Origin of the sequence: Luteimonas sp. 3794, assembly GCF_031456825.1 — a bacterium.
Taxonomy (GTDB): domain Bacteria; phylum Pseudomonadota; class Gammaproteobacteria; order Xanthomonadales; family Xanthomonadaceae; genus Luteimonas.
The window spans coordinates 173,526-194,925 of sequence record NZ_JAVDVJ010000002.1 but is presented as its reverse complement, the minus strand read 5'-3'; the positions used below and the strand labels follow the sequence as shown (position 1 = coordinate 194,925).

General features: G+C 67.3%; 19 protein-coding genes. 5 read left to right on the top strand and 14 right to left on the bottom strand.

The features are described 5' to 3' along the window. The first annotated feature begins 41 nt into the window (after positions 1 to 41). The 3 genes from J2X52_RS04525 to J2X52_RS04515 are packed head-to-tail and all read left to right on the top strand — an operon-like array spanning position 42 to position 2,568. Positions 42 to 914 (top strand): CheR family methyltransferase, encoded by an 873-nt coding sequence (locus tag J2X52_RS04525; protein WP_310149355.1) that lies wholly within the window; start codon positions 42 to 44, stop codon positions 912 to 914. After that, on the top strand, positions 911 to 1,510 hold the full coding sequence (gene cheD / locus J2X52_RS04520) for a chemoreceptor glutamine deamidase CheD (protein WP_310149352.1): 600 nt from the start codon (positions 911 to 913) through the stop codon (positions 1,508 to 1,510). The genes J2X52_RS04525 and cheD overlap by 4 nt, the downstream gene beginning before the upstream one ends. Beyond that, positions 1,507 to 2,568, top strand: a complete 1,062-nt coding sequence (locus J2X52_RS04515) for a chemotaxis response regulator protein-glutamate methylesterase (protein ID WP_310149350.1) — start codon at positions 1,507 to 1,509, stop codon at positions 2,566 to 2,568. The genes cheD and J2X52_RS04515 overlap by 4 nt, the downstream gene beginning before the upstream one ends. Before the next feature lie 119 nt (positions 2,569 to 2,687). On the opposite strand, the gene acnB is transcribed toward J2X52_RS04515, so the two are convergent. The 3 genes from acnB to J2X52_RS04500 are packed head-to-tail and all read right to left on the bottom strand — an operon-like array spanning position 2,688 to position 5,997. Further along, positions 2,688 to 5,279: a bifunctional aconitate hydratase 2/2-methylisocitrate dehydratase gene (gene acnB, locus J2X52_RS04510; RefSeq protein WP_310149347.1), complete on the bottom strand. Its 2,592-nt coding sequence runs from the start codon at positions 5,277 to 5,279 to the stop codon at positions 2,688 to 2,690. A 47-nt stretch (positions 5,280 to 5,326) separates the two neighbouring features. After that, a complete protein-coding gene (locus J2X52_RS04505; protein ID WP_310149344.1) occupies positions 5,327 to 5,728 on the bottom strand; it encodes a type II toxin-antitoxin system VapC family toxin in 402 nt (133 codons plus the stop codon). Further along, complete coding sequence (locus tag J2X52_RS04500) at positions 5,725 to 5,997, bottom strand: AbrB/MazE/SpoVT family DNA-binding domain-containing protein (RefSeq protein WP_310149342.1); 273 nt, start codon at positions 5,995 to 5,997, stop codon at positions 5,725 to 5,727. Before J2X52_RS04500 ends, J2X52_RS04505 begins: the two co-directional genes overlap by 4 nt. 319 nt (positions 5,998 to 6,316) lie before the next feature. On the opposite strand from J2X52_RS04500, the gene acnA reads away from it, so the two are divergent. Further along, complete coding sequence (acnA, locus tag J2X52_RS04495) at positions 6,317 to 9,082, top strand: aconitate hydratase AcnA (protein WP_310149339.1); 2,766 nt, start codon at positions 6,317 to 6,319, stop codon at positions 9,080 to 9,082. Positions 9,083 to 9,596: 514 nt separating this feature from the next. On the opposite strand, the gene J2X52_RS04490 is transcribed toward acnA, so the two are convergent. From J2X52_RS04490 to ndk, 11 genes are all read right to left on the bottom strand, one after another. Beyond that, positions 9,597 to 10,634 carry a DUF2272 domain-containing protein gene (locus tag J2X52_RS04490; RefSeq protein WP_310149336.1) on the bottom strand — a complete coding sequence of 346 codons (1,038 nt, stop codon included), beginning with the start codon at positions 10,632 to 10,634 and terminating at the stop codon, positions 9,597 to 9,599. A gap of 82 nt (positions 10,635 to 10,716) precedes the next feature. Next, positions 10,717 to 11,847, bottom strand: coding sequence for a molybdopterin-synthase adenylyltransferase MoeB (gene moeB / locus J2X52_RS04485; RefSeq protein ID WP_310149333.1), 1,131 nt, complete (start codon positions 11,845 to 11,847; stop codon positions 10,717 to 10,719). 169 nt (positions 11,848 to 12,016) lie between these two features. Further along, positions 12,017 to 13,249 (bottom strand): gephyrin-like molybdotransferase Glp, encoded by a 1,233-nt coding sequence (gene glp, locus J2X52_RS04480; protein WP_310149330.1) that lies wholly within the window; start codon positions 13,247 to 13,249, stop codon positions 12,017 to 12,019. Further along, positions 13,242 to 13,829 carry a molybdenum cofactor guanylyltransferase gene (locus J2X52_RS04475; RefSeq protein ID WP_310149327.1) on the bottom strand — a complete coding sequence of 196 codons (588 nt, stop codon included), beginning with the start codon at positions 13,827 to 13,829 and terminating at the stop codon, positions 13,242 to 13,244. The genes glp and J2X52_RS04475 overlap by 8 nt, the downstream gene beginning before the upstream one ends. Continuing rightward, positions 13,826 to 15,238 (bottom strand): ribosome biogenesis GTPase Der, encoded by a 1,413-nt coding sequence (gene der, locus J2X52_RS04470; protein ID WP_310149324.1) that lies wholly within the window; start codon positions 15,236 to 15,238, stop codon positions 13,826 to 13,828. The genes J2X52_RS04475 and der overlap by 4 nt, the downstream gene beginning before the upstream one ends. Positions 15,239 to 15,349: 111 nt before the next feature. Next, on the bottom strand, positions 15,350 to 16,570 hold the full coding sequence (gene bamB / locus J2X52_RS04465) for an outer membrane protein assembly factor BamB (protein ID WP_310149321.1): 1,221 nt from the start codon (positions 16,568 to 16,570) through the stop codon (positions 15,350 to 15,352). Then, positions 16,570 to 17,202 carry a tetratricopeptide repeat protein gene (locus tag J2X52_RS04460; protein ID WP_310149318.1) on the bottom strand — a complete coding sequence of 211 codons (633 nt, stop codon included), beginning with the start codon at positions 17,200 to 17,202 and terminating at the stop codon, positions 16,570 to 16,572. The genes bamB and J2X52_RS04460 overlap by 1 nt, the downstream gene beginning before the upstream one ends. A 103-nt stretch (positions 17,203 to 17,305) precedes the next feature. Continuing rightward, positions 17,306 to 18,148: a RodZ domain-containing protein gene (locus J2X52_RS04455; protein ID WP_310149315.1), complete on the bottom strand. Its 843-nt coding sequence runs from the start codon at positions 18,146 to 18,148 to the stop codon at positions 17,306 to 17,308. Beyond that, on the bottom strand, positions 18,145 to 18,957 hold the full coding sequence (gene pilW / locus J2X52_RS04450) for a type IV pilus biogenesis/stability protein PilW (protein WP_310149310.1): 813 nt from the start codon (positions 18,955 to 18,957) through the stop codon (positions 18,145 to 18,147). Before pilW ends, J2X52_RS04455 begins: the two co-directional genes overlap by 4 nt. Next, positions 18,944 to 20,050, bottom strand: coding sequence for a 23S rRNA (adenine(2503)-C(2))-methyltransferase RlmN (rlmN, locus tag J2X52_RS04445; RefSeq protein WP_310150261.1), 1,107 nt, complete (start codon positions 20,048 to 20,050; stop codon positions 18,944 to 18,946). The genes pilW and rlmN overlap by 14 nt, the downstream gene beginning before the upstream one ends. Positions 20,051 to 20,127: 77 nt before the next feature. After that, positions 20,128 to 20,553, bottom strand: a complete 426-nt coding sequence (gene ndk / locus J2X52_RS04440) for a nucleoside-diphosphate kinase (RefSeq protein WP_133392641.1) — start codon at positions 20,551 to 20,553, stop codon at positions 20,128 to 20,130. Between the two features lie 217 nt (positions 20,554 to 20,770). On the opposite strand from ndk, the gene J2X52_RS04435 reads away from it, so the two are divergent. Continuing rightward, positions 20,771 to 21,391 (top strand): TetR family transcriptional regulator, encoded by a 621-nt coding sequence (locus J2X52_RS04435; RefSeq protein WP_310149301.1) that lies wholly within the window; start codon positions 20,771 to 20,773, stop codon positions 21,389 to 21,391. Positions 21,392 to 21,400: the final 9 nt, after the last annotated feature.

The window sequence follows — 21,400 nt, the reverse complement described above, 5'->3', positions numbered from 1 at the left end:
GTCGATAACGCTGTAGATCCCTTGTCCGAGACCCAGGTGCCATGGCCGCCAATCTTCTGCCCCACTCGCCTGTCGGCAACCGCGACTTCGTGTTCTCCGAGCGCGATTTCCGCCGGGTCTGCCAGCTGATCCACGACCGCGCCGGCATCGCCCTGGTCGACAGCAAGCGCGACATGGTCTACGGCCGTCTGTCACGGCGCCTGCGCGCACTCGGGCTGACCGAGTTCGGCACCTATCTCGACCAGCTCGAGCGCAACGTCGACGGCGAGGAGTGGCAGGCGTTCACCAACGCGCTGACCACCAACCTCACGGCGTTCTTCCGCGAGCCGCACCATTTCGAGCATCTCCACGAACAACTGGCCGCGTCCGGCGCCTCGCCGCGCACGCCGCTGGCGCTGTGGTCCTGCGCCGCCTCCACCGGCGAAGAGCCCTACTCCATCGCCATCACCGCCTGCGAAGCCTTCGGCACGCTGACGCCGCCGGTACGCATCCTCGCCACCGACATCGATACCCAGGTGCTGGCGACCGCGCAGCGCGGCGTGTATCCGGTCGAACGCGTGGCCGGGCTGGACGCCGAACGTCGCCGCCGGTTCTTTCAGCGCGGCACCGGTCCCAACGAGGGCCACTGCCGGGTGCATCCGGCCCTGCAGGCACTCATCGATTACCGCCCGCTCAACCTGCTGGCGCCGCGTTACGACATCAGCGGGCCGTTCGCCGCGGTGTTCTGCCGCAACGTGATGATCTATTTCGACAAACCCACCCAGCGCGGCATCCTGTCGCGACTGGTGACCCACATGGATGCCGACAGCCTGCTCTACACCGGGCATTCGGAGAACTACCTGCACGCGGCGGACCTGATCCGGCCTTGCGGCCGCACCCTGTACCGGCGGAACTTCGGGACGGACGCCGCATGAGTCGCGCCGCCCTGCAAGAGGACGATGTCCTGCGTTACCGCGACCCGCACTTCAAGGTGCCGGCCGCCAAGCTGTTGCCCACGCAGTACCTGGTGGTCGATGACGGCACCGCGCTGGTGACCGTGCTCGGCTCCTGCATCGCCGCCTGCGTCCGTGACCCCCTGCTGCAGCTGGGGGGCATGAACCACTTCATGCTGCCCGACGGCAACGTCGGCGACGGCGCCCCGGCACGCTATGGAAGCTATGCAATGGAATTGCTGATCAACGAACTGCTCAAGCGCGGCGCCAGTCGCCGTCGCCTGGAGGCCAAGGTGTTCGGCGGCGCGAACGTGCTCAAGGGGTTCACCTCCAATCCGGTCGGCACGCGCAACGCGGAGTTCGTGCTCGCGTATCTGCAGGCCGAGCAGATCCCGGTGGTGGCCGAGGACCTGCGCGGCATCCATCCGCGCAAGGTCTGGTTCTTCCCCGAGACCGGCAAGGTGATGGTCAACAAGCTGCCGCACGCCCACGAAGCCGAGGTGGTCGCCGCCGAAACCGCCGTGCGCGCGCGCCTGTCGAAGACGCCGGTCAGTGGCGGCGTGGAGCTGTTCGAATGAGCCGCTGCCGGGTCCTTGTGGTCGACGATTCCGCCGTCGTCCGCCAGCTGCTCACCGAGATCCTGGACCAGGATCCGGACATCGAGGTCGTCGGCAGCGCCGCCGACCCCTTGCTCGCACGCGAGAAGATCAAGCGGCTCAACCCCGACGTGCTGACGCTGGACGTCGAGATGCCGCGCATGGACGGGCTGGCGTTCCTCGAACACCTGATGCGGCTGCGGCCGATGCCGGTGGTCATGGTGTCGTCGCTGACCGAGCGTGGCGCCGACATCACCCTGCAGGCACTGGCACTGGGCGCGGTGGATTTCGTCACCAAGCCCAAGCTCGACCTCGCCAACGGGCTGACCGAGTACGCCGAAGAGATCACCACCAAGGTCAAGGCTGCGGCGCGCGCACGCGTGCGCGCCGCGACCGGGCCCGTGGCGACACCGATTGCGCGCGCCGAGGCGCCGAGGATCGTCGCGCCGGTCGCCACGCGCTACCGCACCACCGACCGCCTGATCGCGATCGGTGCATCCGCCGGCGGCACCGAGGCGATCCGCGTGGTGCTCGAGCAGATGCCGCCCGACGCACCCGCGATCGTGCTGACCCAGCATATTCCGGCGAGTTTCAGCCGGCCCTTCACCGAGCGGCTCAACAAGCATTCGGCGATGCTGGTCCGCGAGGCGCGCGACGACGAGATGATCCTGCCCGGCCATGCCTATCTGCCGCCCGGCGATCATCACCTGCGCGTGGTCCGCGACGGTGCCCGTTGGCGCTGCAAGCTGGATCCGGGTCCGCCGGTGAACCGCCATCGGCCTGCAGTCGACGTGCTGTTCCGTTCGGTCGCGCAGAACGCCGGCAGCAATGCGGTTGCCGCCATCCTCACCGGCATGGGCGACGACGGCGCGCGCGGCCTGCTGGAACTGCGTCAGGCCGGCGCTGCGACGCTGGTGCAGGACGAGGCCACCAGTGTGGTGTGGGGCATGCCGGGGGCCGCGGCCAAGCTGGGCGCTGCGCAGGAGATCCTGCCGCTCGACGCCATCGCCGCACGCCTGCTGGCGCTCGCCCGCGAGTAGCGCATCGGCGGCGGGTCGGCGCACCAGACAGCGCGCGTCCTGCAGGCACGCATCACCAAAGCGCAGACACGAAAAACCCGGCACCAGGCCGGGTTTTTCGCGTCCGCAAACCGCTGCCGTCAGGCGGCGGTCTTCTCGCCCGCGTCCACGTACTCCGAAATCTGGTCGAAGTTCATGTAGCGGTAGATCTCGGTCGCCGACGCATCCAGCACGCCCACGTCGGCCATGTACTCGGCCTTGGTCGGAATGCGCCCCAGACGCGAGCAGATCGCAGCGAGTTCCGCCGAGCCCAGATACACGTTCGAGTTGCGGCCCAGGCGGTTCGGGAAGTTGCGGGTGGACGTGGAGAACACCGTCGCGCCTTCGCGCACCTGCGCCTGGTTGCCCATGCACAGCGAACAGCCCGGCATTTCCATGCGCGCACCGGCGGCGCCGAAGGTGCCGTAGTGGCCTTCCTTGGTCAGTTCGGCGGCGTCCATCTTGGTCGGCGGCGCGACCCAGAGCTTGGTCGGGATGTCGCGCTTGCCTTCGAGCAGCTTGGACGCTGCGCGGAAGTGACCGATGTTGGTCATGCACGAGCCGATGAAGACTTCGTCGATGACCGCGCCGGAGACTTCGGAGAGCGTCTTGACGTCATCCGGATCGTTCGGGCACGCGACGATCGGCTCGTGCACGTCGGCCAGGTCGATCTCGATGACCGCGGCGTACTCGGCATCGGCGTCGCCCTTGAGCAGCTGCGGATCGGCGAGCCAGGCTTCCATCTTCTCGATGCGGCGCTGGATCGACCGGGCGTCGGCGTAGCCTTCGCTGATCATCCACTTCAGCATCACGATGTTCGACGTGATGTATTCGATGATCGGCGCCTTGTCGAGATGCACCGTGCAGCCGGCCGCGGAACGCTCCGCCGAGGCGTCGGACAGTTCGAATGCCTGCTCGACCTTCAGATCCGGCAGGCCTTCGATCTCGAGGATGCGGCCGGAGAAGATGTTCTTCTTGCCCTGCTTGGCGACGGTCAGCAGACCGGCCTTGATCGCGTACAGCGGAATCGCGTTGACCAGATCGCGCAGGGTCACGCCGGGCTGCATCTTGCCCTTGAAGCGGACCAGCACCGACTCCGGCATGTCGAGCGGCATCACGCCGGTCGCGGCCGCGAACGCGACCAGGCCAGAGCCCGCCGGGAACGAGATGCCGATCGGGAAGCGCGTGTGCGAGTCGCCACCGGTGCCGACGGTGTCGGGCAGCAGCATGCGGTTGAGCCAGCTGTGGATGATGCCGTCACCCGGACGCAGCGAGATGCCGCCACGCGTGGAGATGAATTCCGGCAGCGTGTGATGCGTCTTGACGTCGACCGGCTCGGGATACGCCGCGGTGTGGCAGAACGACTGCATCACCAGATCCGCGCTGAAGCCGAGGCACGCGAGGTCCTTGAGTTCGTCGCGGGTCATCGGACCGGTCGTGTCCTGCGACCCCACCGAGGTCATGCGCGGCTCGCAATAGGTGCCCGGACGCACGCCCTGGCCTTCCGGTAGACCGATCGCACGGCCGACCATCTTCTGCGCCAGCGAGAAGCCCTTGCCGGTATTGACCGGCTGCTGCGGCAGGCGGAACAGCTCCAGCGTCGGCAGGCCCAGCGACTCGCGCGCCTTGGCGGTCAGGCCACGGCCGACGATCAGCGGAATGCGGCCACCGGCGCGCACTTCATCGAACAGCACCTCGGACTTGACCTGGAACTCTGCGATGACGGTGCCGTCCTTGAGCGCCTTGCCGTCATACGGGCGCAGTTCGATGACATCGCCCTGCTCCATCTGCGACACATCGAGTTCGATCGGCAACGCGCCGGCATCTTCCATCGTGTTGTAGAAGATCGGCGCGATCTTCGAACCCAGGCACACGCCGCCGAAGCGCTTGTTCGGAATGAACGGGATGTCCTCGCCGGTCCACCACAGCACGCTGTTGGTGGCCGACTTGCGGCTCGAACCGGTACCGACCACGTCACCGACGTAGGCGACGAGATGGCCCTTGTCCTTGAGATCGCGAATGGCCTGGATCGGACCGCGCTTGCCGTCTTCTTCAGGTTCGAACGCTGCACCGTCACGCTTGTTCTTCAGCATCGCCAGCGCGTGCATCGGGATGTCCGGGCGCGTGGTCGCGTCGGGCGCCGGCGACAGGTCGTCGGTGTTGGTCTCGCCCGGCACCTTGAACACCGTCAGCGTCATCGACTGCGGCACTTCCGGCTTGCTGGTGAACCACTCGGCGTCGGCCCAGCTCTGAATCACGGCCTTGGCGTTGGCGTTGCCGGCCTTGGACTTCTCTTCGACGTCGTGGAACGCATCGAACACAAGCAGGGTGTGCTTGAGCGCTTCGGCAGCGATCGCGCCCACGTCCGCATCGTCGAGCAGATCGACCAGCGGCTGCACGTTGTAGCCGCCGAGCATCGTGCCCAGCAGTTCGGTGGCACGCGCGCGGGTGATCAGCGCACTGCGCTCGGTGCCGAACGCGATCGCGGCGAGATACGAGGCCTTGACCTTGGCGGCGTCGTCGACGCCCGCGGGCACGCGGTGGGTCAGCAGGTCGAGCAGGAAGGCCTCTTCACCGGCCGGCGGATGCTTCAGCAGTTCGATGACGTCGGCGGTCTGCTGGGCGTCGAGCGGCAGCGGCGGGATGCCCAGCGCTTCGCGCTCGGCAACGTGGTGGCGGTAGGCTTCCAACATGCAGGCAACTCCAGAGTCTTGTTCGTGTGGTACCGGGATAACCGGTCTCAGGCCGACGGTACGATCAGCTTGAGACCCTTGAAATAGGTGCGGAAAAACGCGTCGTCGCGGGTGATCAGCCCATTGCATTGCAACAGCGCATGCGCCCCGACCAGGAAATCGCGCGAGGGGCGGCCGGCGATGTCGCCGCGTTGCCAGGAGCGCCGCTGCATCTCGCCGGCGCGTAGTGCCGATTTGGCTTCGATCGCCGAAAAGCGTACGCCCATGTCCTCGAGCACCGCCATCGTCTCTGCGCCGTCGTGCAGCGCGCCACAGATCTCGGCCAATGCGACGTCGCAGACGACGACCGGCCCTGCGCTCAAGTGCTGACGCAGGCAGGCCTCGGCGGCGTCGGCTTGCGGGCCGTCGGCCAGTAGATCCACCAGCACGGGCGCGTCGACGGCGATCACCGGTCGGCGTCTCCATCGTGCGCGATTCCGGCCTCGGGCTCGCCGGCCGGCTGGCCGCGCACTGCGCGCATCGCCGCGTCGGTGTCGTCGAAGCCTTCCAGTTTGAAACGGCCGCGGGCGCGTGAGACGGCGTCGTCAACGCTCTTGCGCAGCACGATGCGGCTGCCTTCCAGTTCGACCTTCAGGATCGTGCCCTTGCTCAGGCCCAGCGCATCGCGCACGGCCTTGGGCAGGGTGATCTGGCCACGCTCGGCGACGGTGGCTTCCATGACGGGCTCCGATGCGGTATGCGCAGATTATACATACCTGACTGCGCATACCCAAACCGAGTACTGGGGCCGGCACTCGCGCCGATGCGGTGGTGAAGCCGCGCGTGACGCCTGCCGCGTCGGCTCCTGCCGCACTCCCAGAACACGATGCGTCCCGGCGCGAGCACAAATCCGCCACGTGGATCGGCCTACACTCTGCTGATCGATCCGCAGGCCTCCGACTCGTTCCGCCTATCGGTAGCCGTCGCATCGAACCCGTCCCCGCACGCTGTGACCGCCACGCGCCGTCATCGCCAGCACCCCGCGACAGGAGCCCCGAATGACCGATTCCTTTTCCACCCACGCCGAACTCGAAGTCGGCGGGCGCCGGCTGAAGTACGCCAGCCTGCCGGCGCTGGGCAAGCAGTTCGACATCGCCCGCCTGCCCTACTCGATGAAGATCCTGCTCGAGAACCTGCTGCGCCACGAGGACGGCGAGACCGTTGCCGCGCACCACATCGAGGCGGTGGCGAAGTGGGACCCGAAGGCCGAGCCGGACACCGAGATCGCCTTCATGCCCGCGCGTGTGGTGCTGCAGGATTTCACCGGCGTTCCCTGCGTCGTCGACCTCGCGGCGATGCGCGACGCGGTGGTACGTCTGGGTGGTCGCCCGGAGCAGATCAATCCGCTGATCCCGTCGGAGCTGGTGATCGACCATTCGGTGCAGGTCGACGTGTTCGGCCGCCCCGATGCACTGGATCTCAACGGCAAGATCGAGTTCCAGCGCAACAAGGAGCGCTACGGCTTCCTGCGCTGGGGCCAGAAGGCGTTCGACAACTTCAAGGTGGTGCCGCCCAATACCGGCATCGTCCACCAGGTGAATCTTGAGCATCTCGCCCGCGTGGTGATGACCGCCGAGCGCGAGGATGGCTCGACCTGGGCATACCCGGACACGGTGTTCGGCACCGACTCGCACACCACGATGATCAACGGCATCGGCGTGCTCGGCTGGGGCGTCGGCGGTATCGAAGCCGAGGCCGCGATGCTCGGCCAGCCCTCGTCGATGCTGATTCCACAGGTCGTCGGCTTCAAGCTAAAGGGCCGCATGCCGGAAGGCGCGACCGCGACCGATCTTGTGCTGACGGTCACCGAGACGCTGCGCAAGCACGGCGTGGTCGGCAAGTTCGTCGAGTTCTTCGGCGAAGGCCTGCAGCATCTGCCGCTGGCCGACCGCGCGACGATCGGCAACATGGCGCCCGAATACGGCGCGACCTGCGGCATCTTCCCGATTGATCAGGAATCGTTGAACTACCTGCGCCTGTCGGGCCGTAGCGAAGAGCAGATCGCGCTGGTCGAGGCGTACGCGAAGGCGCAGCAGCTGTGGCACGAACCCGGCGCGCCCGAAGCCGAGTACAGCAGCGTGCTGGAGCTCGACATGGGCGACGTGCGTCCGTCGCTGGCCGGCCCGAAGCGTCCGCAGGATCGCGTGCTGCTGGAAAACGTGCAGCAGAATTTCCGCGACAACGTCGGCCCGCTGATCGCCAAGCGCAGCAAGGCCAGCAGCGAGGATCCGCAGGTCGACCGATTTGAGAAGGAAGGCGGCGGCCAGCCGCAGGCCGAACGTCTCGCCGCGCGGCCGGTGTCGACGATCACGCTCGATGATGGCGAACACGAATTGACCGACGGCTCGGTCGTCATCGCCGCGATCACGTCGTGTACCAACACCTCCAACCCGGCGGTGATGCTCGGCGCCGGCCTGCTCGCGCGCAACGCGGCGGCCAAGGGCCTGAAGGCCGCGCCATGGGTCAAGACCTCGCTCGGGCCGGGCTCGCTGGTGGTCACCGATTACCTCGAGAAAGCCGGCGTGCTCGACGATCTGGAGAAGCTCGGCTTCTACGTCGTCGGCTATGGCTGCACGACCTGCATCGGCAACTCCGGCCCCCTGCCGGACGCGGTGTCGAAGGGCATCGCCGAGAACGATCTGGCGGTCTCGGCAGTGCTTTCGGGCAATCGCAACTTCGAAGGCCGGATCCACGGCGAAGTGAAGATGAACTATCTCGCTTCGCCGCCGCTGGTCGTCGCCTATGCGATCGCCGGTACGGTCGATATCGACCTGACCCACGATCCGCTGGGCAAGGATGCGGACGGCAATCCGGTCTATCTGCGCGACATCTGGCCGACCAACCAGGAGATCGGCGATTTCATCGCCAAGACGATCGGGCCGGAGATGTTCGCCAAGAACTACGCCGACGTGTTCAAGGGCGACACGCGCTGGAACACGATCGAATCGCCCGACGGCGATCTCTACGCATGGGACGAGGCCTCGACCTACATCAAGAACCCGCCCTACTTCGACGGCATGACGATGGACGTCGGCAGCATCGACGACATCCACGGCGCGCGCATCATGGGCCTGTTCGGCGATTCGATCACCACCGACCACATCTCCCCGGCCGGCAACATCAAGGGCGATTCACCGGCGGGCCGCTTCCTGCAGGACCGCGGCGTGCAGCCGGCCGACTTCAACAGCTACGGCTCACGCCGCGGCAACGACGACGTCATGGTGCGCGGCACCTTCGCCAACATCCGCATCAAGAACCTGTTCTTCGGCGGCGAGGAAGGCGGCAACACGCTGTACTTCGGCGACGGAGAACCGGAGAAGTTGTCGATCTATGACGCCGCGCAAAAGTACAAGGCCGCCGGCGTGCCGCTGGTGGTGTTCGCCGGCAAGGAATACGGCACCGGCTCGTCGCGCGACTGGGCGGCAAAGGGCACCAACCTGCTGGGCGTGAAGGCCGTGATCGCCGAGAGCTTCGAGCGCATCCATCGCTCCAACCTCGTCGGCATGGGCGTGCTGCCGTGCAGCTTCCGCAATGGCGACAACGCGCAGAGCCTCGGTCTGGACGGCTCGGAGACGGTCGAACTTACCGGTCTTGAGAACGGCAAGTCGAAGACCGCGCAGATCGTGGCCACACGCGCGGATGGCACCGAAATCCGCTTCGAGGTCGACGTGCTGCTGCTGACGCCGAAGGAAGTCGAGTACTTCCGTCATGGGGGTCTGCTGCACTACGTGCTGCGTCAATTGGCGGCAAAGAAAGCCGCCTGACTCCGGATCGGGCGAGCGAGCGCGCCCGGCTCACCCACCGTGGCGGTCTGCCACATGACGTGTTGAGGCAGTTGGCGGCGAAAATATCAGCCTGATGGGAACAAGAAAGGCCCGCAAATGCGGGCCTTTCTTTGTAGGAGCGCGCTTGCGCGCGAGAAACGTCGCCGGAAAGCCCTTCGCGCGCGAGCGCGCTCCTACAATGACGTGTAAGCCTCAAAGCCCCGGGACACCGCGGCAAGCCATCGCCCACGCTGCATTCCACACAGCACGGCGCGGTCTGCGGACGCGGCGTCGACTGACCCGGCTGCAGCGCGCCCGACTCACCCACCATGGCGGTCTGCTGCATGACGTGCTGAGGCAGTTGGCGGCGAAAAGATCAGCCTGATCGGAACAAGAAAGGCCCGCAAATGCGGGCCTTTCTTTGTAGGAGCGCGCTTGCGCGCGAGAAACGTCGCCGGAAAGCCCCTTCGCGCGCGAGCGCGCTCCTACAGGGCTTCATCTGGAAGCGCAGGCCTCACACCCCCGGGCACCGCGGCAAGCCATCGCCCACGCTGCACTCCACACAGCACGGTGCGGTCTGCGGACGCGGCGTCGACTGACCCGGCTGCAGCACGTCCGGCCCGACCGGCATCGGCGCCGGCGCGACATACAGGCCCGGCGAAGGCTGCAAGCCGGCGAGTTCGTTGGCCGGCCGCAACTGCAACAGCACCGCCCAGTCCTGCCGGTTCGCATCGCAGGCCTGCGGGGCGTCGGGGCTGCACGGTGGGTCGTCGAGACTGCGCTGTGCCAGCGCGGCGAACTGCCCACCCGCGGTCAGTGGCATCAGCCGCATCGTCACGCCGTCGAGCACATTGCCGCCGACGAGCTGCGCCTGCCCGCCCTCGACGCCGACCACGATGTCGCAATGCATACCCAGCCCGCCCTCTTCGCTGCTGAGCAACGTGGCGAGCCCGGAGAAACCGAACACGCGATTGGCGGCGCGCACGTAACACAGCATATCGCCACGGGCGGGACGCGCCGTGACCGGATTGGCGACGCGATACGCGTTCGTCTCCGGGCTGCGGTACGCGTTGCGCACGTAGTCGACATGGCTTGGCGATCCGCTGAAGCCCGGCAGCGTCGCGCGCCGCGCGATCCAGGACACGAACGCGGCCGACCACGGCACGTCGACGAGAAAACTGCGGCAGGCCGGCGACGGCTGGCTGCTCGTCGGGGCGAACATGCAGTCGTAGGCGCCCGGACGATGCTGGAGTTGCGACAGCTGATCCGCGCCGCGCCAGTAACCGGCGACGCGTCGCCAGGCCTGTTCGCCATTGGTCAACAACGCGGTCTCGGCCTCGCGCACCGTCGAGCCGGCATAGCGGCCTTCGACATCGATGAAAGGCCGGTGCCACAGCAGATGCTCTTCGCACGCGGCAGCGGCGAGCCGGGTCGCAGGATCGGGCGATGCGACTTGCGCACGCAACAAAGGACAGGGGTCGGCCGCCAACGCGGTCAGCGGCGCGGACAGCAGCAGGCAGACGAGCAGCAACAGGTGGCGCATCGATCGCATCGGGGGCGTCCATTCCGCGCGGGACACGCGGCTGCCGCCATCGTGCCCCAGTCGCACGTGAAGGGCGGGTCCGCTCGCGCACTCAGCCCGCGCAGAACGCGGCGTAGTCGATATAGCCGGGGAACGCGCGGCCCGGTGCGCAGACCGGACAGTCAGGATCGGGCGACAGTCGCGTCTCGCGAAACTGCATGCGCAGCGCTTCGAACTGCAATAGACGACCAGCCAACGGCACGCCGATACCCAGCAACAGTTTCAGCGCTTCGGTCGCCTGCAGCAGGCCGATCACACCCGGCAATACGCCGAGTACGCCGACTTCCGAGCAGTTCGGCGCAGCTTCGGCCGGCGGCGGTTCGGGAAACAGGCAGCGATAACAAGGGCATTCGCCGCGTCGGCGGCCGGCGTCGAAGACGCTGACCTGTCCGTCGAAGCGATGCACCGCGCCGTAGACCAGCGGCACACCGTGCAGCACACAGGCATCGTTGAGCAGATAGCGCACCGGAAAGTTGTCGGCGCCGTCGAGCACCAGATCGACGCCATCGAGCAGCCGGTCGACGTTGTCACTGGTCACGCGCTCGGCAACAGCTTCGATGCGCGTGCGCGGGTTGAGCGCGCCGAGGGTTGTCGCCGCCGACTGCACTTTCGGTTGGCCGATGCGGTCTTCGGCATGCAGGATCTGCCGCTGCAGATTGCTGCGGTCGACCACATCGTCGTCCGCGATCCGCAGCGTGCCGACGCCCGCCGCAGCGAGGTAGTACGCAGCCGGCGACCCGAGGCCACCCGCGCCGATCACCAGCACCGTTGCCTCGGCGAGCCGCTGCTGGCCGGCGAGACCGATTTCCGGCAGTTTGAGGTGGCGCGAGTAGCGCTCGTGGAAGTCGAGATCGACATCGCCGTCCGGCAGCACCGTCGGCAGTCCGTCCGCCTGCCAGGCGCTGGTGCCGCCCGCGATCGACGCGAGGTCGGTGTAGCCGAGCGCGGCCAGCGTCTCGGCCGCCTGCATGGAGCGGCGCCCGCTCTGGCAGATCAGCAGCAGCGGTGCCTGCAGGTCCGGCGCATGGGCCAGCGGCGCGGCTTCGAGCACGGCGCGATCGATACCGTCCGCGCCCTCGGCCATGCCGGTGAGCCGCTCGTGCGCGTCGCGCACATCGATCAGGCGCACGCCCTGCTGCTGGCGTTGCCGGGCCTGCGCCGGCGTGAGTTCCTGGATGGCCATAGCGCGATTATCGCGCGGAACGCAGAGGCCGCGCCTCGCTAAGCGCACGCTCGAGACGGAACGCGCGGCTGCCGCCCGATCAACCGAAGACCCTGTAGGAGCGCGCTTGCGCGCGAGGGCATTGTCGGGACAGCCTCATCGCGCGCAAGCGCGCGCCGACAGAGCGGCGTCAGTACGGCAGCACGTCGACAGGTGTGCCCGTCGCGTAGGCGCGCGGTCCCGCATCAAGCACGATCAGCGCATCCGAGTCGGCCGCGGCCTGCATGCGGTGCGAGCCATCTGCCGGATTCGGTTCGACCCACGAGATGCCATTGGCGTCGATCCACCAGCGGCCGCGCAGCAGTTCGAGACGTTCGTGTCGCTTGGTCCAGTCCGAGGCCAGACGCGCACGTCGCAGCGCCCGCGGCGCCCTGCCCTGCAAACCGTCGACGAGGCGACGCCCGAGCGCAAGCCAGGTCGCAAGGACCGATACCGGATTGCCCGGCAGGCACAGGAACAGCGCGGGACCGAGCGTGTCGCCTTCGGCCAGCAGCAGCGGCATGCCGGGTTTCATCATGACCTTCCACATCCGCACACGGCCGCGACGCTGCAGCAGTTCGGGCAGCAGATCCTTCTCACCGGCGGACACCCCGCCGCAGGTCAGCACCAGATCGAAGGCTTCGCCGGCGTGGCGCAGCGCTGAAGTGACCTGCGCGGCGTCGTCGGGCAGGGTCGGAAACGCAACTGGCTCGAGGCCTTCGGCGCGCAGCAGCGCCATCAGCTGGTCGCGGTTGGAGTTGTAGATCTGACCCGGGCCGAGCGACATGCCGGGCTCGACGAGCTCGTCTCCGGTGGCGAACACCGCGACCGTCGGCCGCCGGACGACATCCAGCTGTGCCAGACCCTGCGAAGCCGCGAGGCCGATGCGTGCCGGCGTCAGCGTGTCACCCGCCTGCAGCAGCAGATCGCCGACATTCGAATCCTCACCGGCGCGGCGCACGTGCTGGCCCAGTCTCGGTGCGACCTGCACGATGACATCGTCGCCATCGAGCGCGGTGTTCTCCTTCATCACCACCGTGTCGGCGCCAGCCGGCAACGGCGCGCCGGTGGTGATGCGCACGCAACTGCCCGCTTCGACCGTCAGCGCGGTGTCGGGACCGGCGAACTGCTCACCGGTCAGGCGCAGGCGCGTCGGCGCACCGTCTGTCGCGAGATCCGCGTGGCGCAGTGCGAAGCCGTCCATCGCCGAGTTGTCGAACGGCGGCTGCGGCAGGGTGGCGACGACATCGCGCGCCAGCACGTGGCCATGTGCGCGCGACAGCGAGACGGTCTGCGGCTGCAGGCGACGCTCGGCGGCGACGGCATCGACAATCGCGCAGGCCTCGGTGAAAGGCACGCGAAACGGGAACGTAGGCTCAGTCATGGGTGACTCCGGCCCGGACCAGATCGTCGGGCGTGTTGAGGTTGCCGAAGCGGACCTGCGAGAAACGCAACGTCCGCATGCCGAGTGCGCGCTGCAGACCGCGCACCGAGAAGTCGTCACCGGTCAGCGCGGCGGCGGCGGCCACGCGTAATGGGGGCACCGGCCACAGCGCGACCAACGGTTGCAGACCATCGTCGTCCTCCGCGCTCGCGCCGGTGTCGCCGGCTCCATCGATCAATCGCGCCAGCACCGATGCATCGACATGCAGCGCGTCCACCGGCAGCGTGAACAGCCACGGCGTCGTGGTCGCAGCCGCGAGCGCGTCCAGACCCGACAGGGGACCGGTATCCGGATGGCGATCAGGGATGGCGTCGATGCCCATCTCGGCGTAACGCGACAGCTCGCGATTCGCGCTGACAATCACGCGCGACGCATGCCCGGAGAAACGTTCGCGGAGCCGTTCGACCTGCGGCACGCCATCGCGCAGCAGCCAGGCCTTGTCGAGGCCGCCCAGCCGCGTCGCGCGACCGCCGGCCAGCAGGCCGACGGTCAGCGTGTCGCGGGACGGCGGTGGGATCACTTGCGCTTGACGTGCCGGATCAGTCGCTTCTTCTTCGCCAGCTGACGATCGTTGAGTACGTTCTTCTTGTCCTTGTAGGGGTTGTCGCCCTCTCGGAACAGGAAGCGTACCGGCGTGCCGACGAGCTTGAAGCGCTTGCGGAAGAAGTTCTCCAGATAGCGTTTGTAGCTGTCGGGCAGCGTCCGCAGGCGGTTGCCGTGGACGATGATCGTCGGCGGATTCTCGCCACCCGGATGCGCGTAACGCAGCTTCGGCGCGTGACCGCGCACGACCGGCGGTGGATTGGTCTCGTAGGCGATCTCGAGCGCCTTGGTGACCTCCGAGGTGCCGAACTTGTAGTTGGCCGACGCATGCGCGCGGTGGATGGCCTGGAACAATTCGCGCAGGCCCGAGCCGTGCTTGGCGCTGATGCGCACCGCTTCCGCCCACGGCACGAATGCCAGCTTGCGCGACAGCAGCGCTTCAGTCTGCTCGCGCTGGTAGTCGGTGAGGCCGTCCCATTTGTTGACCGCGACGACAAGCGCGCGACCCGAGTCGAGCACCGCGCCGAGCACGCTGGCGTCCTGGTCGGTCACGCCTTCGCTGGCGTCGATCATCACCACCGACACCTGCGAATGCTCGATCGCCTGCAGGGTCTTGATGATGGAGAACGTCTCGACCGCCTCGTCCACCTTCGACTTGCGGCGGATGCCGGCGGTGTCGACCAGGCGATACTTGCGGCCATCGCGTTCGAGATCGACTTCGATCGAATCGCGCGTGGTGCCGGCGACTTCGGACGCGATCATCCGCTCCTCGCCGAGGATGCGGTTGACCAGCGTTGATTTGCCCACGTTCGGGCGGCCGACGAAGGTCACGCGGACGCGGTCGGGGTCGCTATCGAGCTGCTCGGACTGGCCCACTTCCGGCAGCTTTTCGAGAATCTCGTCGACCAGCTCGTCGATGCCGTGGCGATGCGCCGACGAGATCGCATGCGTGTCGGAGAAGCCGTAGCGCGAGAAATCGGCCTCGGCTGCGCGCGCGTCGAGTCCGTCGGTCTTGTTGATGACCAGGAACGTGGGTTTGTCGATCTTGCGCAGCCAGCGCAGGATCTCATCGTCGAGCGCCGATGCGCCTTCGCGGCCGTCGACGACGAACAGCACGAGATCCGCTTCGGCCGCGGCGGCGCGCGACTGCTTCGCGGTCGGACCAGCCAGGCCTTCACTCTCGAGATGCGTGTTCTCGCCGGCGATGCCGCCGGTGTCGACCAGCGCGAACGGCACATCGGGATTGAGCCGGCACACACCGTAATGGCGGTCGCGGGTGACGCCCGGCTCGTCATGGACGAGTGCGTCGCGGGTGCGGGTCAGCGCGTTGAACAGCGTCGATTTGCCGACATTGGGGCGGCCCACGAGGGCGACGAGGGGAAGCATGGGGCGGATTCCGTTCGAATGGGTCTTGCGTGTTGCGCCGGCAGGCCCGGAAACACACGGCCCCGGGCAGGAGGTCCGCCCGGGGCCGTCATTGTCGCACCTGGGGCGGAATTACTGCGCCAGGCGCCAGGCGGTCACGTTGCCGTCCACGTTCTGAACCACGAGCACGCCGTCGGCGACGACCAGCGCGCCACGGATCGGATCACGGCCGGCGCGCTTGCGGGCGACGAACTCGCCGTCGTCGAGACGCATCCAGTGCAGGTAGCCATCGAGGTCGCCGACCACGGCGTAATCGCCCTGGATGGCCACGCCGGTCAGGTTGCGACGCGCCAGCGCCGGCTGCTGCCATGCGGCCGTGCCGCTGTACTTGTCGAGCGCCCAGACCGTGCCGTTGGCATCGGTCACGACCACGCGCTGCGGCGACAGGCCGGGACGATTCGCACCGCCGTGCTCGCTGACCCACAGCGGACGGCCGCTCGGGCCTTCCAACGCCATCGTGCGGTGGCGGTAGCTGCTGGCGAAGAGCACGGCGTCGTCGAGCACCGGGGTGCCGTCGACATCGGACATGCGCTCGAGCTCGGTGCGACCGTCGGGCTGGGCGACGGCCTGCTCCCACAGCGTGCGGCCGTCGGCAAGCGACAGCGCGGCGATGGTGCCGTCATCGTTGCCGACGAACACGAAACCCGGGCCGAGCACCGGCGCATCATTGCCACGCACCGTCAGCGACGGCAGTTCGCGGACCCAGAACCAGCGACGCTCGCCACTCGCAACATCGAACGCGGTCACGCGGCCGTCGTTGGAGCGCACCAGCACCACGCCCTGCCCGATCGCGGGCGCGGCGATGACTTCGTTGGAGACCTTGGCGGTCCAGCGCTCCGCGCCGGTCGCCGCGTCCAGCGCCACGACTTCACCGTCCAGACTGCCGGCCACGACCAGGCCTTCGCCCACGCCGGGGCCGCCGCTCAGCCGCAGGTCCGAGTCGTAGCGCCACACCGAGGCGCCCGTCTGCAGATCGAACGCCCGCACGCCGCCCTTGATCGCTGCGACATAGACCCGGCCATCGGCCACGGCGGGCGACTGGCGCACGCCCAGACGGCCTTCGCCTTTGCCGGCATTCGCCGACCACAGGCGCGAAACGCTGAGCGTCTCGTCGATGTCGGTCAGTCGCGCGGGCTCGGACAGCGCCTTGGCGTTGGCCTTCTCGCTGTTGCCGAACCAGCCCCGCACAGTGCTGCAGCCGGTCACGGTCATCACGCAGAGCGCGATCGCCGCGATGCGCACGAGGCGTTGCGGCGCATGGGAAGACGCGCCACGCGCGGTCTGGTGGGTCATCAGGATTCAACCTCGGGTTCGTCCGGCGTACCGCCGACTTCGGAAAGCTTGAGTTCGAGCAGACCGCGCTGCTGCGCGGCGCTGTCGAGCTGGCGCAGGGCCTGCGCGTAATCGGCGCGGGCCTGTTCGTTCTGCTTGAGTGCGAAATGCGCGTCACCGCGGGCTTCCAGCGACACCGCATCCTCGGCATCGGCCAGCACCTTGACCGCATCTTCGCCGCGACCGGCATCGGTCAGCAGCCGCGCAAGGCGCTGCTGCACGACCGCGGCCACGCCGGGCTCGGCGCCCTCGACCGCTTCGAGTGTCGCGATCGCAGCCTCGTGATCGCCTTTGTCGACCTGCGCCTTGGCCAGCTGCAACGCGGCCAGTTCGCCGTACGCGGTATCCGGCAAAGCCGACACGGTCTGCGACGCCTTTTCGAACTCGCCGGCGCGGATGTCGAGCAGCGCCGACTGATAGGCCGCGTGCTGCTCGACCGCCTGCGTATACGTGCGGTTCTTCCAGTACTGCCAGCCGCCGATCAGGGCGGCGCCGAGCACCAGGCCACCCACCAGCCCCAGACCGTTGTCGCGAAGCCAGGCTTTGACCCGCTCCCCCTGTTCGCGCTCGTCCAGCAACTCGTCAATCGCCATATGGTCTCTACGCCCGCTGTCGAAGGCGGGTCAAACGGATGAAAGAAAGATTGCGGCCACCGCATCGATGCGGTGGCCCAGAACCCGGCGCAGTCGCCGGAAACTACTCGGAAGCCGGCGCCAGCGTGCCGTCGGAGGATACCGTAAAGCGTGCCACGTTGGCCCGCTGGAACCGGGACAGATCCTGAACGTCGCCGTCGCTGGACACCTCGACCGCGTTGGCATTGCCAAGCTTGACGCGGGCGACAGTGCCCGCGTCGAAGCGGCGCTCCTGACCTGCCCGCACCAGTGCCTGCTCCACCTGACCGCCATCGGGACCGATCACTTCGATCCAGCTGTCGCCACTGAAGCGCATCAGCAAGCTCGCCTGCACCTGGGCGTCGGATGCAGCGGATTCGGTCGCGGGCTGCGCGAGCGGCGCACGCTTGGGCAGCGCGCCCAGCGAGGCGGTCACCGGAGTCGGCCGCGCGGGGCGCGGCTCGTCCCCGGCATTCTGCAGATCGCCATCCAGTCCCAGCGAAGCCGTCTCGGCCGGACGGCTGTCATCGACATGCGAGCGTGTCGCCACCCAGACGGGCACTGCGATCAGCGCGGTGATCACCACATACACCGCGCGGCCCATGGCCTTGTCGAGCATGCGCTGCATGGGCGGGGTATAGGTGCGCGGGGTCAGGTCGGGCGGCCGCCCGTCGCCATCGGCCACGCCATCTGCAAGCGATTCGGGCAGTTTCAACAGGCGCAGGTAACTGCGCAGCTGGCCGCGGATGAAGACCGGCGCGCCGAGTTTCGCCCAGTTCTCCGCTTCGAGTGCTTCAACGACCCGCAACTGCATACGTAGCCGGCTGGCGACATCGGCGACGGTGAGTCCGGCCTCCATGCGCGTCGCGCGCAGATGTTCTCCGACCCCAGGCGAAGACGCTGGCATGGTCTGGTTCGAAGAACTCATGGTGGACTGGTTTCCCTTGGCTGAAGGTTCGATGCGGACGGAAACTCCGTGCGCAAGCGTCGCTGATATCGTTCGGCGGCCCCTGTGTCGCCGAGCGCGGTCTCGATCTGCACCGCAAGTTGCAATGCTGCCGCAGTTACGGGGGCCGCGGCAAGCCGTCTCTGCGAAAAAGCCCGGGCATCGAAGTAACGGTGCTCGCTGACCATGTAGCGCGACATCGCATCGAGCGCGACCAGGTTCTCCGGATCGAGCTCCAGCGACGCCCGCAGATCGCGCTCGACGCGCGCCGTATCGCCTGCGGTCATCGCACAGGTGCCGGCGTTGGCCAGTGCGCCGGAAGGATCGCCGTAGGCGGGATCGCGCACTGCAGCGTCGAAATAAGCCAGCGCATCGGTCGCGCGACCATTGCGGCACAACCAGGTGCCGTAGTTGTTGAGATAGGCGCCCTGGTCCGGTGCGCGTTCGGCGGCGGCCTTGTAGTAGCCGCCGGCCTGCGCGCTGCGGCCACGTCGGTCTTCGATGACCGCGAGCAATGTATTGGCGTCGGCTGCCGTGCCCTCGCCTTTCAGCGCATCGCGCGCGGCGCTGGCCGCCGCGTCGAAATTGCCGGCCGCGAACTCGCGGGATGCGATCGCCAATTGCTGGCGCGTCGCGTCATTACGCCGCGACTCGGCATTGCCCCGGATGTTGTACGACGGCGGTTCCGGGCGGTAGTCGCCCTTCGCGCTTGGCTTGATGAATGTAAGACGTGAACAGCCGGCCACTGCCAGCAGGAGAACAATGCAGACGGCAGCCTCAGGCAGCCGCATCGACACCTGGCCCGCCCTGCGCTTCGAGACGCTTGAGATGGTCGGCCTGGCGACGCGTGCGATCAGCGACCTGGCCCTTGAGCTGGCCGCAGGCTGCGTCGATGTCGTCGCCGCGGGTCCGGCGCACCGGTGCGATGCGGCCGGATTCGTTGAGCAGCTTCTGGAACCGGCGGATGGTCGCATCGTCAGGGCGCGCGTAACGCGTGCCCGGGAAGGGATTGAACGGAATCAGGTTGACCTTCGCTGCATCCTTCATCTGCAGGCGATTGTCGAACTCGCGCATCAGCCGGGCCAGCTCGCGCGCATGCTGCGGCTGGTCGTTGACATCCTTCATCAGGGTGTATTCGAAGGTGATCGACTCGCCGCGCTTGCGCTGCGCATAGCGCGCACAGGCTTCCATCAGTTCGGCGATCGGGTACTTCTTGTTCAGCGGCACCAGTTCAGTGCGCAGCGCGTCGTTGGCGGCGTGCAGCGAAACCGCCAGTGACACGTCGCTGACTTCAGCCAGCTTGTCGATCATCGGCACCATGCCGGCGGTCGAGAGCGTCACACGCTTGTTAGCCAGGCCGTAGCCCAGGTCGTCGCGCATGATGCTCATCGCGCGGACCACGTTGTCGAAATTCATCAGCGGCTCGCCCATGCCCATCATCACGACATTGGTCAGGCGGCGCTGCTTGTGCGGCACATTGCCCAGATGCCGCGCCGCCACCCAGACCTGGCCGATGATCTCGGCGGTCGACAGGTTGCGGTTGAAGCCCTGGGTCGCGGTGGAACAGAACTGGCAGTTGAGCGCACAGCCCACCTGCGACGACACGCACAGCGTGCCGCGCCCCTTGTCGGGGATGTAGACGGTCTCGATGGCGTTCTTGCCGTCCATCGCGATCAGCCACTTGTGGGTGCCATCGGTGGAGGGCTTCTCGAACTGGATCTGCGGCACACGGACTTCGGCATGCGCCTCGAGCTTGGCGCGCAGCGCCTTGCCGAGGTCAGTCATGTCGTTGAAGTCGGTCACGTAGCGATGGTGGATCCACTTCATGATCTGGTGGGCACGGAAGCGCTTTTCGCCGAGAGTCTCGGCGAAAAAGCGCTCCATACCCTCGCGGTCGAGGTCGAGCAGGTTCTGCTTGGCGACGGTGGCGTCGATGGCGACCTCGGTCACGATGGCATCCCTCAGCGGGAAACGACTTCGTCGTTCTTGAAGAAGTACGCGATCTCGGTCTGCGCGTTCTCGACCGAATCCGAGCCGTGGGCGGCATTGGCGTCGATGGAGTCGGCGAAGTCGGCGCGGATCGTGCCCGGCGCGGCGTCCTTCGGATTGGTGGCGCCCAGCAGGTCGCGGTGCGCGGCCACGGCGTTCTCGCCTTCAAGGGCCTGGATCATCACCGGGCCGGAGGTCATGAACTCGACCAGCGCGCCGAAGAACGGACGCTCCTTGTGCACGGCGTAGAAGCCCTCGGCTTCCTCACGGGTGAGCTGCTTGTACTTGGCCGCCACGATCTTGAGGCCCGCCTTTTCGAAGCGGGAATAGATCTCGCCGATGACGTTCTTGGCAACGGCATCGGGCTTGACGATGGAAAGAGTGCGCTCGAGCGCCATCTGGAGTTCTCCGGTCTGGAATGGGGCCGTCCACTCCGGAACGGCCGAGTCTACATGGAAAAACCCGCGCCGAAACGCGGGTTTAGCCAACATGGCTGCGGAGATTCTAACGTATCCGCTGCAACTGCGTCGGTCCGAGCCCTGTCGCCGGTCATTGACGCGTCAGGCGCCTGGCCCCCAGAATCCAAACAAGCGTTTGATCGAGGCACACGTTTGCATGGCCAGTACCGTCCAGTTCTCGACCAAGGACAAGATCCTCGGCGCCGCCGAGGAACTGTTTGCCACACATGGGTTTGCGGGCACATCGTTGCGCCAGGTGACCAGCCGGGCGGACGTCAACATCGCAGCGGTCAACTACCACTTCGGCAGCAAAGAGAACCTCGTCAACGAGGTGTTCCGCCGCCGGATGGACCAGATGAGCGCGCAGCGCCTCGCCCAGCTCAAGCGCGCACTGGCCGAGCAGCCCGGTGAGATCGAACCGATCATCGCCGCCTTCGTCGAGCCTGCACTCGACATGGCCAGCGGACGCGCCGGCAGCGGCGCCTTCGTCCGGGTCATCGCCCGGGCATACGTGGAGAAGAACGACGCCCTGCGCAAGTTCCTCTCCGAGCAGTACGGCCATGTGCCGCGCGAATTCGCCGGTGCCCTCGCCGTCTGTCTGCCCGGCCTTGGCAAGGCGGAGCTCTACGGACGTCTCGATTTCCTCGCCGGTGCGCTGACCTATGCCATGGCCGATTTCGGCCTGATCAAGCGCCCGCCGAATACCACTGAACATGCGCACCGCACCCGGATCGCCGGCGAGCTGATCCGCTTCGCCGCGGCCGGGTTCCGCGCCTGACCACCTGCC